The sequence below is a fragment of the Arthrobacter sp. P1_A5 genome, assembly GCF_056406825.1.
The window spans coordinates 1-13,831 of record NZ_JBFTZL010000018.1; the positions used below are offsets into that span (position 1 = coordinate 1).

The window sequence follows — 13,831 nt, forward strand, 5'->3', positions numbered from 1 at the left end:
GTGGTTCAGGCCGAAGTAAATGTTGATCTGGACGGCGGACAGAGCGACGACGGCCAGGAAAGCCGCCGTGGCTGCTGCGCTTGAACGCCAGCGACGGCTACGGCTCGGATTAGAGCCGGTCGGATTAGTGCCGGGCCGTCCGCGGCCCCAGAGCCCAAGCAGGCGCATGAACCACAGCAGCAGGGCGAGGACGCCGGCAACGGACCAGGCGAGGGTTTCCCCCGGCAGTTCGGCAGGGAAGACATTGACGGCGTAGAGCAGGAACCAGTGCACGGCAGCGACGAGCGCCGCGGCGAGCAGGGTCATGGCAGCCGCGACGGCCACGGCCGCGCCGGGCTCGCGGCGGCCGGTGCGCCCAAAACCCGTGCGCGCAAAACCCGTGTGCCGGAGGGCAACGTGGGTCAGGAGGTAGGCCAGGCCCGCCGCGGCGGCGGCCCACACGAGCCACACCACCGGCCCGTCGACCAGGCTCAGGCCATCGAGGTAGTCCACCGGGGCTAGCGCCAGGTGCCGACGCCGATGACGGGTCCGGCCTCAAGCCAGGATGACAACCCTGTGTAGGCATCAAATCGCATGGCCAGCAGGACCTGCTGGCCCTCGTAGCGGAGCTCCACGATAACGGCGTCGGGCTGGACCTTGAGGAGCTCGGATTCGGTCGGCTTCCGCCGGCCAAGCAGCTCCAGTGAGCTACGCCGGAAGGTGTGCTTGGGGCGGACGCTGAGTGAGACCAGGCGGAACCATTCGAGGTCGTTGTCCTGATAACGACAAACCCCCATCTGCCAGCTGTTTCCAGCCGTGCAGATGGAGGCGTCCACCGTGCCCAGGGCGCGCCGCAGATTGAAGCGGCGCACCCCCGAAAGGCACAGTGCAAATACCAGCAACGCAAACGCAGTTGCCAGGACGATGAACGGCAAACCAATATCGTTCATCAAGGTCGTGCTAGCGGATCCCCGCAGTAGCCGCTTCGCCCATTTGGGCGTTGTCAGCAACAATGACCACCCTGTTGTTGTCGACAGAGAAGAATCCCCCGTCAACGACTACAGCGATGCGGTCACCGGATACCGGCTCGATTGCCAGCTCACCTTCGGCCAGAATCGCCAGCAGGGGCGAGTGGCCGGGCAGGATTCCGATTTCACCATCGCTGGTGCGGGCCTTGACCATCTTGGCCGCTCCGGACCACACAAAGTGGTCCGCTGCGACAATCTCAACCTCAAGCTCAGCCATATTACTTGGTCTGTTCCTGGATCTTGGCCCACTGGCGCTCGACGTCGTCCAGGCCGCCGACGTTGAAGAACGCCTGCTCTGCAACGTGGTCAAGGTCGCCGTCGCAGATAGCGGTGAAGCCTTCAACAGTGTCCTTGATGGACACGGTGGAGCCCTCGACGCCGGTGAACTGCTTGGCGGTGTAGGTGTTCTGCGAGAGGAACTGCTGGATGCGCCGTGCACGCGACACGACGATCTTGTCTTCTTCAGAGAGTTCGTCAACGCCGAGGATGGCGATGATGTCCTGAAGTTCCTTGTTCTTCTGCAGGATCTGCTTGACGCGGACGGCCGTGTTGTAGTGGTCGTGGCCGATGTACTGCGGATCCAGGATGCGGGAGGTCGACGTCAGCGGGTCAACGGCCGGGTACAGACCACGGGAAGCGATTTCACGGGAAAGTTCCGTGGTCGCGTCGAGGTGTGCGAAGGTCGTGGCCGGAGCCGGGTCGGTGTAGTCATCTGCGGGAACGTAGATGGCCTGCATCGAGGTGATGGAGTGGCCCTTGGTGGACGTGATGCGCTCCTGGAGGAGGCCCATCTCGTCAGCCAGGTTGGGCTGGTAGCCCACGGCCGACGGCATGCGGCCGAGGAGGGTGGAAACCTCGGAGCCTGCCTGGGTGAAGCGGAAGATGTTGTCGATGAAGAGCAGCACGTCCTGGTTCTGCACATCGCGGAAGTACTCCGCCATGGTCAGGGCGGACAGTGCAACGCGCAGACGCGTTCCCGGCGGCTCGTCCATCTGGCCGAACACAAGGGCGGTGTCCTTGAGGACGCCGGCCTCTTCCATTTCGACCCAGAGGTCGTTACCTTCACGGGTACGCTCGCCGACACCGGCGAACACCGAGGTGCCGCCGAAGTTGCGGGCAACACGGGTGATCATTTCCTGGATCAGCACGGTCTTGCCGACGCCGGCACCACCGAACAGGCCGATCTTGCCACCCTTGATGTACGGGGTGAGGAGGTCGATCACCTTGATGCCGGTTTCCAGCATCTCGGTGGAGCCTTCCAGGGTCGCGAAGGCCGGAGCCTTGCGGTGGATAGGCCAGCGTTCGCTGATCTGGAGTTCGGACTCGGCAACGTCGAGGGGCTGGCCCAGCACGTTGAAGATGTGGCCCTTGACGCCGTCGCCCACGGGCACGGAGATCGGGGCACCGGTGTCCACCACGTTGGTACCGCGGACAAGTCCGTCGGTGGCCTGGAGGGAGATGGCACGGATCAGGTTGTCACCCAGGTGCAGGGCAACCTCGAACGTGATGGTTCGGGTCTCACCGTTGAGAGTGATCTCGGTGGTGAGTGCGTTGTAAATCGAGGGGATTGCGTCAGCCGGGAATTCGACGTCGACAACCGGGCCAATAACACGTGCAATACGACCGGTAGCACCGGACGTTGCGGCTACGTGATCGGTAGCAGTGGCAGTCATCTCTCTCACTTCACTCAGTAGATGGCGTGGGGTTAAGTTTATCTTTTGGTGCAGGTACAGCTGGATCCGGGCTCGTGCTGGCTAGGACGCGGACAACGCGTCGGCACCGGCAACGATTTCGGAAAGCTCCTGCGTAATTTCAGCCTGACGGGCAGTGTTGCGCAGACGCGTGTACTTCTTGATGAGATCCGTCGCGTTGTCGCCGGCGGACTTCATCGCACGCTGGCGGGCTGCGAGCTCGGAAGCTGCTGCCTGCAACATGGCGGCGAAGATACGTGATTCGATGTAGCGCGGCAGCAGGGCATCGAGAACCTGCTCCGTTTCCGGCTCGAATTCGTAGAGGGGCAGCAGGTCCGATTCGGACGCGGCTTTCTCTTCGACAACCTCGAGCGGCAGCAGACGGACGACCGTCGGCTCCTGGGTCACCATCGACTTGAAGCGGGTGTAGACGACGTGGATTTCGTCGACGCCGCCCTCTTCGTAGGCGTTAGCGAATTCGGCCAGCAGTGCTTCACTGACTTCGCGCGCGGTCGCAAACTCCGGTGCATCCGTGTTGCCGGTCCATACGCGAGCGTATTCACGGTTCCGGAAGTCGAAGTACGCCTGCGCCTTGCGGCCGACCAGGAACGTCTTGACTTCCTTGCCTTCCCCGTGGAGCAGCTCGTTGAGGCCTTCGGCCTGCTTGAGGACACTCGCCGAGTAAGATCCCGCGAGGCCACGGTCCGAGGTGATGACCAGGACGGCGGCCCGGCGGATCTGCGCCGGCTCGGTGACCAGCGGGTGGTCGATTTCGCTCTGGCTTGCGACAGCAGAAACGGCACGCGTGATCGCGTTCGCGTAAGGCAGTGAAGCTGCTACGCGTGCGCGGGCCTTGCCGATGCGCGAGGTAGCGATCAGTTCCATCGCCTTGAAGATCTTGCGCATCGACGTCGTCGAGCTGATCTTCTGGCGGTAGACCCGGATCTGGGCTCCCATACTTATCCTTTCCTAAGATCCCGATGGCCGGGACTGCCGGAACCCGTGCGGGTCCCGGCAGTCCCTGCCAGCGAAACTAGCGCTTCTGCTTGACGATTTTTTCCTGGTCGACCTGATCCTCGCCGATGGGGGCGTGCTCCTCGTGCCCCGCACCGACCAGGAGGTTGTCTCCCTCGCCGAAGAAGCCCTTCTTGAAGTCCACGATTGCGGTCTTCAGTGCTTCAGCGGTGTCATCGTCCATGACGTTGGTCTGGGCCAGCGTCGTCAGGATGGAGGACTTGTGCTTGAGGTGCTCCAGGAACTCGGTCTCGAAGCGGTTGATGTCTTCAACCGGAACCTCGTCCAGGTGGCCGTTGGTGCCGGCCCAGATGGAGACGACCTGGTTCTCGACCGGGAACGGCGAGTACTGGCCCTGCTTGAGCAGTTCCATCAGGCGTGCACCGCGGGTCAGCTGCTGGCGCGATGCGGCGTCCAGGTCCGAGGCAAACATGGCGAAGGCCTGCATGTCGCGGTACTGGGCCAGTTCCAGCTTCAAGGTGCCGGAGACCTTCTTCATGGACTTGACCTGGGCGGCGCCACCGACACGGGAGACGGACACACCGACGTCGACAGCGGGGCGCTGGTTGGCGTTGAAGAGGTCCGACTGCAGGAAGATCTGGCCATCGGTGATGGAGATCACGTTGGTCGGGATGTAGGCGGAAACGTCGTTCGCCTTGGTCTCAATCAGCGGCAGACCGGTCATCGAGCCTGCACCGAGCTCGTCGGAGAGCTTGGCACAACGCTCCAGCAGACGGGAGTGCAAGTAGAAGACGTCGCCCGGGTAGGCTTCGCGTCCCGGCGGGCGGCGGAGCAGCAGCGACACTGCACGGTAGGCCTCGGCCTGCTTGGACAGGTCATCGAACACGATGAGGACGTGCTTGCCGCCGTACATCCAGTGCTGGCCGATGGCCGAGCCGGCGTACGGTGCCAGGTACTTGAAGCCTGCGGGGTCGGACGCCGGGGAAGCCACGATTGTGGTGTATTCCAGGGCGCCGTTGTCCTCGAGGGTCTGGCGGACGGCTGCGATCGTGGATGCCTTCTGGCCGATCGCCACGTAGATGCAGCGCACCTGCTTCGTCACGTCGCCGGAAGCCCAGTTGGCCTTCTGGTTGATGATCGTGTCGATGGCAATGGCGGACTTGCCGGTCTGGCGGTCACCGATGATCAGCTGGCGCTGGCCGCGGCCGATCGGGATCATGGCGTCGATAGCCTTGAGCCCGGTCTGCATCGGCTCGTGGACCGACTTACGCTGGGTCACGCCGGGTGCCTGGAGTTCCAGAGCACGGGTGGTCTCGGCCTTGATCTCGCCGAGGTCATCGATGGGCTGGCCCAGCGGGTCAACCACGCGGCCGAGGAAGGCGTCGCCAACCGGCACGGACAGAACCTGCCCGGTGCGGTGGACTTCCTGGCCTTCTTCGATTCCGGTGAAGTCACCGAGGATGATGACGCCGATCTCGCGGACGTCGAGGTTCTGGGCCAGGCCCAGCGTGCCGTCTTCGAAGCGAAGCAGCTCGTTCGCCATGACCGAGGGAAGGCCCTCAACACGGGCGATGCCGTCRCYTGCGGYKGTYACACGGCCGACCTCTACGCGCTCTGCGTTTCCGGGTTCGTAGGACGCCGCGAAYTCGTTCAACGCATTACGGACGTCGTCGGCGTTGATGGTCAATTCGGCCATCTGCAGTCCCTGCTCTCCTGTTTTCGTGATCATCGTTGCTCACGATGACCGGGGTTTCTTGTCGTTAGGTTGTGCTTGTCCGGCTAGCCGGCAAGCTGACGCTGGAGCTGGCCCAGGCGGCCGGCGACCGAAGCGTCAACCACTTCGTCACCTACCTGGATCCGGATGCCACCGATCAGTGCCGGGTCAACGTTCATGTTGATCTTGAGCTCGCGCCCGTAAAGGGCGTTCAGCCCCGCCTGCAGGCGGCTGATCTGCGTTTCCGTCAGCGGACGGGTGACGTCGACCGTTGCAATCCAGCGCTGCTGGCGCTTGGCGGCAAGCTCGGCGAAACGGCGGACCAGCCTGGTGACCTTAAGCCCGCGCGGAGCCGTGACGGCCTGCCCGATCAGGACTTTCGCTTCCTCGCTCGCACCGGGTACGAGCTTGTCGGCGAGGGACACCTTGGCGGCCGGGCTGGCCTGCGGCTCGGACAGAGCACGCTGGACCTCGTGGCTGGACTCGACGGCCTGGTTGAAGGAGAACAGATCGTTCTCCAGCGATTCCAGTCCGCTGAGCCCGGAGGCAGAGACGGCCGACTTGTTCTCGGCAACAGCGATGACCACCGAAGCGGCAAGAGTCTCGAGTGCATCGCCGATATCCCGTGCCGATGCCCAGCGGGAGCTGGCCAGTCCGGCTGCGATTTCAACAGCGTCAGCGGATACTTTCCCGCCGAAGAGCTGCTTGACCAGCGCCGACTTTTCGTCACCGCTGCGGGACGGGTCAGTCAAAGCACGGCGCAAGCCGGCTGAGCTGTCCACGGTTCCCAGGATTCCGAAGAGTTCCTTTGCCAACTGCAGCGACGCGGTGGGAAGCTTGGCCTCCAGTGCCGCCAGCGCAGCGGCCAGCGATTCGCTCGATACACCTGCCATTACTTAGCTACACCCGCGTTCTGGTTCTCCAGATCTGCCAGGAAGCGGTCCACCACTCGGGCCGACCGTGCATCGTCGCTCAGTGCCTCGCCGACGATGCGGCTCGCCAGAGTCGTGGCCAGCGTGCCGACCTCCGCGCGGAGCGACACAACGGCCGCCTGGCGCTCGGATTCGATCTGCGTGTGGGCCTGCGCGGTGATGCGGGCAGACTCGGCAGCCGCCTTCTCCTTCAGCTCTGCAAGGATCTGGGCACCTTCGGCGCGTGCTTCCTCGCGGATGCGGTTGGCTTCGGTGCGGGCTTCCGTGAGCTGCTGCTTGTACTCTTCGAGTGCTGCGGAGGCCTCGGCCTGGGCCTTTTCGGCCTTGGCGATGCCACCCTCGATGGCTTCGGCCCGCTCTGCGAAGGTCTTCTCGAACATCGGGACAACGTACTTGACCACGATGAACATGAGGAGCGCAAAGCCGGCGAAGACGACAAGCATTTCCCAAGGATTGGGAACGAGGGGGTTAGTACCGCCTTCGGTGGCGGCTGAGATGATCGCTTGATTCATATTTCACCCGTCCTTATCTACTCGGTTCTGGATGTTCGGTTGTTCTGTTTACTTGAGAACGAACGCGAAGACCAGGCCGAGGATGGCGAGGGCTTCAGTCAGCGCGAGGCCGAGGAATGCGATCGGCTGCAGGACGCGCTGGGCTTCCGGCTGACGTGCCACGCCGTTGATGTAGGCAGCGAACACGAGACCCACACCGATACCACCGCCGATGGCGGAGAGGCCGTAGCCGACGAGGTTGAGGGAGCCGTTGATGGAGCCTTCCATTTTTTTGTTCCTTTCAAGATGCCACCCATGTGGCAGGTTGTTTGGTTTGCTTCATCCCCTAGAGGGGAAGACTATGTTGTGCCGTCTGGCCTTCTGCCGTCTGGCGCTGGGCCTAGTGGCTGTCGGCGTGGAGCGCGCCTTCGATGTAGATCGCGGTCAGCAGCGTGAAAACGTAGGCCTGCAGCACCATGATCAGCGCTTCGAGCATGTACATGGCGATCGCACCGCCAAGGACGAGTACGGACGCGCCCTTGAGGAGGACGTTTTCCTGCATCACGAGGAATTCGATGCCCGCACCGGAGATCATCACGATCAAGTGGCCKGCCAGCATGGTGGCGAACAGACGGAGGCTGTGCGTGACCGGGCGGACCAGGAAGTTGGAGATGATCTCGATCGGGACGACGATCGGGAGAATGTAGAACGGCACACCGGAAGGAACTGTTGCCAGCTTGAAGTACTTCAGGCCGTTCCTCTTGATGCCGATGGCGATCCAGGTGACATACACGATCGCCGCCATCACGTAGGCTCCGCCGACATGGGAGAAGGTCGGAAGCTGGATCAGCGGGATTGCACCGTAGATGTTGTTCACGAGGATGAAGAAGAACAGGCTGAACAGCAGCGGGACATACTTCATGAAGTCCCGGCCGCCGATAATGTCCTTGGCGATGCCGTTGCGGACGAAGCTGTAGRCAGCCTCGCCTGCGAACTGCAACTTGCCGGGAACCAGCTGCTGCTTCCGCGCAGCGATCACAAAAAATGTAGCGATAATGACAACCGACAGGATTACCAGCAGCATCTGCTTGGAAAATCCTTCGGCCGCACCCCAGGGGATGATAGCCGGCAGGTGAAGTTCTTCAATTCCAGGAGGCGTGAAGGTTCCTGAATCTTGGGCCGGGAGCGCAAGCGCGATCAACGCGTTTCCTCTCTGCAGTGTCCATCATTGGGCGTTGGGCGGGGACCGGCGACATTGGTGCCCGCCTCTCCCCCTGTAAAATTATTTGGCATTACTGTTCCTCGTCCTGGGACGGGCCACGTGCAGCATTGCCGTCACCAGCAGAAATTCTGTTACTGGTGAGGCCGTGCATATGAGAAAGATAGAACCCTCCCGCAGCTCCAAGCAGAGCGCCTGCGAGCACAATCCAGCGGGTTCCCCACAGATTATCCAGTCCCCACCCTATCAAACTCCAGACGATGATTCCGCCAACAATGTAGCTGAAGACGGCGATTCCGGCGTTGTATCCGCCGTCGCTTCCGTCGGTCGATACACCGGGGGCACCGGGCGTAGTTTTGGGTGATTTGGCTGGCTGGTTTTCTGGTCCGGTACGTGGTCCGCCAACTGGCCTGCGGCCGGATTTGCGGCTAAACATCGGTGCCGCCTTTTCGCGTTTCGGGATCGTTGTAAATCTGAAGCCTGGCCTTGCTGAAACCGTAAATTTCGGCTGCCTGCCACAACACGACGGTGACGACGGCGCCGATCAGGAACCAGCGGTCGTGCAGCCAGGCCGGGGCGCCGATGACGAAGAGGACCACGGCGAAGCCGACAACCTTGACGAAGTACGTCGCGACGAACACTCCGATCGCTCCGGAGGGGTTGTTGCGGCCGACGAAGTGGCCCACCGCGAGGCTGATGGCAAAGAAGGCCATCACCAGCGCGCCCCCGAACAGTGCGGACCAGAACCCCACGGCGCCGTTAAAGATGTAGGCGGCTGTGCCGGTCAACACCAGTGCTGCGGCGGAGGCCGCGGAACTGATTGCCAGCAGCCTGAGCCACAGGGATTTTGTGGGGCCGGAGACGCCAACGGGTCCGTTGMCGGAAGCGGGTTCCGGTTCGGCGTTGGAGGTCATCAGATCCCAATCGTCGCTGGCGTATTGCTGGTCAAGGCAGGCGGCGAAGTACCGCCCCTGAATTCTACATTAGATAGAAATTATTCGGAAAAGCGCGTCGGAGCCGGTTCCCGGGCATGCCGGTCAGGCTATTCGGGAGTGCGGGCCATCTGCCGCGGCCCGCGCTGGCGCAGGTACGGCCAGGCAGTCGCCACGGCCATGATTGCCGCGGCGGCCAGATCGATGGCGAGGACTATGTGCCAGGGGAAGATCGCGAAAGCGAGGCCGCCGAAGGCAAGGATGCAGGTCCACAAGTACATCAGCACGACGGCGCCGCGGTGCGAGTATCCGATGTCCAGGAGTTTGTGGTGCAGGTGTCCGCGGTCCGCCGACCACGGCGACCGGCCCAGCGCTGTCCGCCGCACCACGGCCAGGCACAGGTCCAGCAGCGGCAGGAACAGCACCGCGAACGGCAACAGGATCGGGATGATCGTGGGGATGCCGTTGGCCCGGTCGTAGAGGCCCGAGCTGATCTGGCCGGTCGAGACGACGCCGGCCGAGGCCATCAGCAGGCCAATCAGCATGGCCCCGGAATCGCCCATAAAGATTTTGGAGGGGAACCAGTTATGCGGCAGGAAGCCGACGCAACTGCCGACCACGACGGCGGTCAGCAGGGTGGCGAGGTCCGAACGGTCCAGCAGGACGGCCGTGCGGTGGACCCAGTAGGCCGTGAGGAAGAACGCCGCCCCGCCGATGATCGCCACGCCCGCGGCGAGCCCGTCCAGTCCGTCGATGAAATTGAACGCATTCATGGTGGTGACGATCAGCCCGGCCGTCAGCACAATGCTCACGGCCTCGTTCTGGATCACGATCGGCTCGGGAATGAACGGGATGATCGTCATCCGGACCCCCCAGGTGGCCACGACCAGTGCCGCGGCGCTTTGGCCGATCAGCTTGACCCACCACCGCAGATCCAGCAGGTCGTCCGCCACGCCGACAACGACGATCACGGCGGCCCCGGCCAGGATTCCCCATGGCGCCGTGTTGTTCCGGAAGATGTCCTTGACGAAAAACGAATTGCTCGCCGTGACCAGGGCAACCAGCACGCCCGCGAAGATGCCGAGGCCGCCGAGCCGGGAGATCGGGGTGGAATGCATGTCGCGGCTGCGGATCGGGGAATACAGCTCCAGCTTGTTGCCCGCGAGCCGGGCACCCCATGTCGCCGCGTAGGTCACAATCGCTGCCGTCAGCATCATGAGCAGGTACATGATCACGGGACGACCACCAGCCAAACGCCGTCAGTACCGTCAGCACAGGCACCGCACGCCGGCACGTCCGRCAGCACCGGACGCGCCGGTGAGCTGCGGAAATGGGGTGGATTCGATTGCGGTGGAACTGTCTTTCGAAAAATGAAACTTCTCCGTCGCCGTGCGCAGGGCAGGCAGTGCGTAGTGCCTGACAGGGCTGTATTACAGTGGACTCTAGTCAAGATACTAATGCCAACGGCCACCTGTCTTCGCGTCACACGGCCCTCTGCCGGCGGGAAAACCACTGACGGTCGTGCTGAAAGGACCCCGCGATGACCCCCTCGGTTGCAGTCGCTGCCGTGACGTTTGACCGTCCCAGGGAGCTGGCGGTCCTGATGGACGCCATCAACAACCAGACCGCTCCAGTGCAGTCCATTTGCCTCGTCGACAGTGGCACCGTGCCGTCGACGGACGTTGCCGGCCAGCACGCCAACGTGGACTATGTCCGGTCCGAGGCAAACCTTGGCGGCGCCGGCGGATTCTCGTTGGCCATCCTCAAGGCCGTGGCCAGCKGGGCTGACTGGATCTGGATGATGGACGACGACGCCGAACCGGCAGATCCCGACTGCCTTGCCACGTTGCTCCGTGAGGCCCAGGAACGTGATCTGGACGCCGTCGTGCCCCTSGTGGTGGCCCCCGGCCACCCGGACCAGCTGTCCTTTTTCTTCCGGCTSGRCGGCAAGGTCACGCATGAGCGCGCGGAGGTGGAAAAGGTCGGATTCCTGCCCGACGACGGGCACTTCTTCAACGGCGCCCTGATCCGTTCCGATGTCTTCTTCAAAGTCGGCCTGCCGGACATGCGCCTTTTCATCCGTGGCGACGAGGTGGACTTCACGCTCAGGCTCAGGAAGGCCGGGATCCGCTTCGGCACGGTGACCACCGCCGCCATCACGCACCCGCACGCCTTCGCTGAAACCAAGCACGTCTTCGGTGCGCGGTGGCACGTGATCGTTCCGGATTCCGCCTTCAAGCGCTACTTCTACTACCGGAACCGCGGGTACATGATCCGCCGCCACTTCCGGGTCAAGTCCTTCATCGCGGATGTGGGCGGCTACCTCGGCTACTTCCTGCGCAGCGGCGATTTCCGCGGGCTCGCTGACTGKTTCCGCGCCTTTTCCGCCGGGCTCCGCGGCAAGGGCTTCGGCCCGCTGGAGGACCAGAAGTTCTGACGTGCTCCCCCGCTGGCAGCCCCGCCGGCAGCCTAGGGCTGCCGGCGCAGGCGCCGTCGGAGCAGCAGGCCCAGCAGCACCCAGGGTTCGCCGAACACCCGGTAGGCCACCCGCTGCGGGTGGAGCATGAGCCGCCAGGCCCATTCGAGTCCGAGCCGGCCGATCCAGCGCGGCGCCAGTTTCTGCACACCGGCAATCTGTTCGATGGCGCCGCCGACGGTGCAGTAGACCGCAGGCGGAAGCGCGGCAAGCCGGCGGGCCATGACCTGCTCCTGCAGCGGCATCCCGAGGCCCAGCAGCACAAGTTGGGGGCGCAGCCGGTTCAGCCATTCGACCGCGGCTTCCTCAACTTCCTTGTTCCAGCCTTCGCCAGGCATGCCGTCGACCCGCCCCCCGGGGACGATCTCCCGCAGCTTGGCCACGGCGCCGGCGTTGGCCACGGCACCTGCACCGATGACCGCAATGCGCTCCAGTCCCGCGACATTGCCGAGCGCGGGAATCCAGTCGGTCGACCCCAGCCGGTAGTCCATCACCGGTTCCCTTCCGTCGTCTTCTTCGCCGGTCTTCGCCCAGAGCCAGAGCACCGGTGCGCCGTCGATCAGGACCACGTCGCTGCGCTCGTAGAACGAACGGAAGGCAGGATCGGAGTGCAGCAGCGTCACGCTGTGCAGGTTGTGCCCCACCACGATCCTGGTCACGCCCTCGGCCATGAAGGTGCTGAGGACCGCGGTCAGCTCGGACACCGTCACGGGGGTCGCTTCGACGTCGAGGAAAGGGACGCGCTGACGCTCCAGCGTCATGCGGAACCGGGCTCCGGCGCAGCGGCGGACTCCGCGGCGTTGCCGTCGATGTCCAGGACGCCGGGCACCACGCCGCGCAGGCGGTCGAGGCTGATGGCTCCCTGCCGGACGACGCGCAAGGGCAGCGCCGTCGCGTCGACGATGGTCGAGGCGAGGGCGTCGGCGCCGTCGGCGGGCCGGGGTCCGCCCTCCAGGTAGACCTCCACGGATTCCGCCAGCTGGGCTTCGGCGTCCGCGGCGGTCTGCGCTGCGGCCTGCCCGGTGCGGTTCGCGGAGGACACCGCGAGGGGTCCGGTAAGCGTCAGCAGGTCCTGGGCGATCTCGTCGGCCGGGATCCGCAGGGCGACCGTGCCTTTGGTCTCGCCGAGATCCCAGTCCAACGACGGCTGGGCATGCAGGATCAGGGTCAGGCCGCCGGGCCAGAACGCCTCGGCCAGCCGCCGCGCCTCGGCCGGAACGTCCGTGGCCAGGCCATCGAGGGCGTTCAGCCTGGGGATCAGCACGGGCGGCGGCATCTTCCGGCTCCGGCCCTTGGAGGCGAGCAGCAGGGTCACGGCAAGGGGTGAAAAGGCGTCGGCGGCAATCCCGTAGACCGTGTCCGTGGGAAAGACCACGCACTTGTTCTCCCGGATGGCCCGCTGGGCGTGCTCAAGTCCAGCAGCGCGCTGCTCGGCCGCCGTGCAATCGTAGCTAGTCGTCACTGGCCTATTCTTTCATCACTTGTCACACGATTATTCGCAGGCGTCGGCCCTGACGGTGCCAGGACGGCGCTGGTGGCGCGGTCCTTGCCGTTGAGGTCACGGTGCGTTGTCACCTCGGCGAACAAGCCGGTGCGGTTGAGCATCGCGGCGATCCATTCCGACTGGACCTCGGCGTGCTCCATCACGAAGTAGCCACCGGGGACCAGCAGGCGGGCAGCCGAGGCGGCCGCCGCCGTCGGAAGTTCCATCCCGTCCGCTCCCCCGCCGTAGAGCGCCTCGGGCGGGTCGTGCAGCGCCACTTCGGGTTCGTTYGGGATCGCTTCGGCGGGGATGTAGGGCGGGTTGGAGACGACGACGTCGAACGTGCCGTTGTGTTCGGCCAGCGCATCGCGCAGGTCGCCACGGATGAGGTGGACGCCCAGGGGAGCCAAGTTTTTCTCCGCCCACGCGTGCGCGAATTCGCTGAACTCGACCGCGTGGACTTCCGCGCCGGGAACCTCATGGGCGATCGAGCCTGCAATGGCACCGGACCCGGTGCCCAGGTCCACGACCTTGGGGTGCGCCAGGCCGTGCAGCCGTTTCCTGTCGCTGAGCCAGTCCAGGACCAGCTGCACCACGGATTCGGTCTCCGGCCGCGGGATGAACACACCGGGACCGACGGCGAGTTCGAGGTAGCGGAAGTGCGCCACGCCCGTTATGTGCTGCAGCGGGATCCGCTGCGCCCGTTCGGCGACGAGGTCGGCGTAGCCTTCCGGCGCCGGCGAGTCCCCGAGCATCAGCGCGCGCAGCCGGCCGAGTCCGACGCCGAGCAGGTGCTCGGCCAGGAGCTCGGCGTCCACACGCGGGCTGGGCACGCCGGCCTCCGCGAGGACCGCCGTCGCCTCGCTGACGGCCTCCGCGAGGCTCGGACCATCACCTGCAGTCATCACCAG

Annotated in this window: 16 protein-coding genes and 1 pseudogene; 1 reads left to right on the forward strand and 16 read right to left on the reverse strand. The window is 64.4% G+C overall.

The features are described 5' to 3' along the window. The 13 genes and pseudogenes from AC1D1S_RS05620 to AC1D1S_RS05680 all read right to left on the reverse strand — a co-directional run. Positions 1-492: pseudogene (locus AC1D1S_RS05620) on the reverse strand (esterase); the annotation flags it as partial. A gap of 5 nt (positions 493-497) precedes the next feature. After that, entirely contained in the window at positions 498-929 is a 432-nt protein-coding gene (locus tag AC1D1S_RS05625) for a DUF2550 domain-containing protein (RefSeq protein ID WP_028276062.1), read from the reverse strand. Between the two features lie 10 nt (positions 930-939). Beyond that, positions 940-1,224: a F0F1 ATP synthase subunit epsilon gene (locus AC1D1S_RS05630; RefSeq protein ID WP_018775711.1), complete on the reverse strand. Its 285-nt coding sequence runs from the start codon at positions 1,222-1,224 to the stop codon at positions 940-942. Position 1,225: 1 nt separating this feature from the next. Beyond that, entirely contained in the window at positions 1,226-2,680 is a 1,455-nt protein-coding gene (gene atpD, locus AC1D1S_RS05635; protein ID WP_018775710.1) for a F0F1 ATP synthase subunit beta, read from the reverse strand. Positions 2,681-2,761: 81 nt separating this feature from the next. After that, complete coding sequence (locus AC1D1S_RS05640; RefSeq protein WP_028276063.1) at positions 2,762-3,655, reverse strand: F0F1 ATP synthase subunit gamma; 894 nt, start codon at positions 3,653-3,655, stop codon at positions 2,762-2,764. Positions 3,656-3,731: 76 nt separating this feature from the next. Continuing rightward, positions 3,732-5,369, reverse strand: a complete 1,638-nt coding sequence (gene atpA / locus AC1D1S_RS05645; RefSeq protein WP_476993942.1) for a F0F1 ATP synthase subunit alpha — start codon at positions 5,367-5,369, stop codon at positions 3,732-3,734. A gap of 83 nt (positions 5,370-5,452) precedes the next feature. Then, positions 5,453-6,280: a F0F1 ATP synthase subunit delta gene (locus AC1D1S_RS05650; protein WP_223916019.1), complete on the reverse strand. Its 828-nt coding sequence runs from the start codon at positions 6,278-6,280 to the stop codon at positions 5,453-5,455. Further along, on the reverse strand, positions 6,280-6,831 hold the full coding sequence (locus AC1D1S_RS05655; protein WP_028276066.1) for a F0F1 ATP synthase subunit B: 552 nt from the start codon (positions 6,829-6,831) through the stop codon (positions 6,280-6,282). The genes AC1D1S_RS05650 and AC1D1S_RS05655 overlap by 1 nt, the downstream gene beginning before the upstream one ends. A gap of 48 nt (positions 6,832-6,879) precedes the next feature. Beyond that, positions 6,880-7,098 carry an ATP synthase F0 subunit C gene (gene atpE / locus AC1D1S_RS05660; protein ID WP_028276067.1) on the reverse strand — a complete coding sequence of 73 codons (219 nt, stop codon included), beginning with the start codon at positions 7,096-7,098 and terminating at the stop codon, positions 6,880-6,882. Between the two features lie 112 nt (positions 7,099-7,210). Then, a complete protein-coding gene (gene atpB, locus AC1D1S_RS05665) occupies positions 7,211-8,011 on the reverse strand; it encodes a F0F1 ATP synthase subunit A (RefSeq protein WP_476993933.1) in 801 nt (266 codons plus the stop codon). Positions 8,012-8,102: 91 nt separating this feature from the next. Then, positions 8,103-8,465 carry a hypothetical protein gene (locus tag AC1D1S_RS05670; protein WP_243181258.1) on the reverse strand — a complete coding sequence of 121 codons (363 nt, stop codon included), beginning with the start codon at positions 8,463-8,465 and terminating at the stop codon, positions 8,103-8,105. Then, positions 8,458-8,943 (reverse strand): hypothetical protein, encoded by a 486-nt coding sequence (locus tag AC1D1S_RS05675; RefSeq protein WP_476993934.1) that lies wholly within the window; start codon positions 8,941-8,943, stop codon positions 8,458-8,460. The genes AC1D1S_RS05670 and AC1D1S_RS05675 overlap by 8 nt, the downstream gene beginning before the upstream one ends. A 128-nt stretch (positions 8,944-9,071) precedes the next feature. Then, the gene (locus AC1D1S_RS05680) at positions 9,072-10,196 is read right to left on the reverse strand and encodes an MraY family glycosyltransferase (RefSeq protein WP_243181323.1); all 1,125 of its coding nucleotides are present in this window, start codon (positions 10,194-10,196) and stop codon (positions 9,072-9,074) included. 305 nt (positions 10,197-10,501) lie between these two features. Here AC1D1S_RS05680 and AC1D1S_RS05685 point away from each other — a divergent pair, with 305 nt between their 5' ends. Further along, a complete protein-coding gene (locus AC1D1S_RS05685; protein ID WP_476993935.1) occupies positions 10,502-11,398 on the forward strand; it encodes a glycosyltransferase in 897 nt (298 codons plus the stop codon). 32 nt (positions 11,399-11,430) lie between these two features. Here the strand turns inward: AC1D1S_RS05685 and AC1D1S_RS05690 are convergent, their stop codons facing one another. From AC1D1S_RS05690 to prmC, 3 genes are read right to left on the reverse strand one after another with little or no spacing between them, the layout of a single operon-like run. Beyond that, entirely contained in the window at positions 11,431-12,198 is a 768-nt protein-coding gene (locus tag AC1D1S_RS05690; protein WP_243181255.1) for a WecB/TagA/CpsF family glycosyltransferase, read from the reverse strand. Further along, positions 12,195-12,899, reverse strand: coding sequence for an L-threonylcarbamoyladenylate synthase (locus AC1D1S_RS05695; protein WP_476993936.1), 705 nt, complete (start codon positions 12,897-12,899; stop codon positions 12,195-12,197). Before AC1D1S_RS05695 ends, AC1D1S_RS05690 begins: the two co-directional genes overlap by 4 nt. Continuing rightward, entirely contained in the window at positions 12,896-13,825 is a 930-nt protein-coding gene (prmC, locus tag AC1D1S_RS05700; protein ID WP_476993937.1) for a peptide chain release factor N(5)-glutamine methyltransferase, read from the reverse strand. The genes AC1D1S_RS05695 and prmC overlap by 4 nt, the downstream gene beginning before the upstream one ends. Positions 13,826-13,831: the final 6 nt, after the last annotated feature.

Bases quoted from the DNA above. Each gene is read 5' to 3' on its own strand.
- AC1D1S_RS05625 (WP_028276062.1), bottom strand. From the start codon at position 929: ATGAACGATATTGGTTTGCCGTTCATCGTCCTGGCAACTGCGTTTGCG.
- atpE (WP_028276067.1), bottom strand. From the start codon at position 7,098: ATGGAAGGCTCCATCAACGGCTCCCTCAACCTCGTCGGCTACGGCCTC.
- AC1D1S_RS05640 (WP_028276063.1), bottom strand. From the start codon at position 3,655: ATGGGAGCCCAGATCCGGGTCTACCGCCAGAAGATCAGCTCGACGACG.
- AC1D1S_RS05670 (WP_243181258.1), bottom strand. From the start codon at position 8,465: ATGTTTAGCCGCAAATCCGGCCGCAGGCCAGTTGGCGGACCACGTACC.
- AC1D1S_RS05650 (WP_223916019.1), bottom strand. From the start codon at position 6,280: ATGGCAGGTGTATCGAGCGAATCGCTGGCCGCTGCGCTGGCGGCACTG.
- AC1D1S_RS05630 (WP_018775711.1), bottom strand. From the start codon at position 1,224: ATGGCTGAGCTTGAGGTTGAGATTGTCGCAGCGGACCACTTTGTGTGG.
- AC1D1S_RS05655 (WP_028276066.1), bottom strand. From the start codon at position 6,831: ATGAATCAAGCGATCATCTCAGCCGCCACCGAAGGCGGTACTAACCCC.
- AC1D1S_RS05690 (WP_243181255.1), bottom strand. From the start codon at position 12,198: ATGACGCTGGAGCGTCAGCGCGTCCCTTTCCTCGACGTCGAAGCGACC.
- atpD (WP_018775710.1), bottom strand. From the start codon at position 2,680: ATGACTGCCACTGCTACCGATCACGTAGCCGCAACGTCCGGTGCTACC.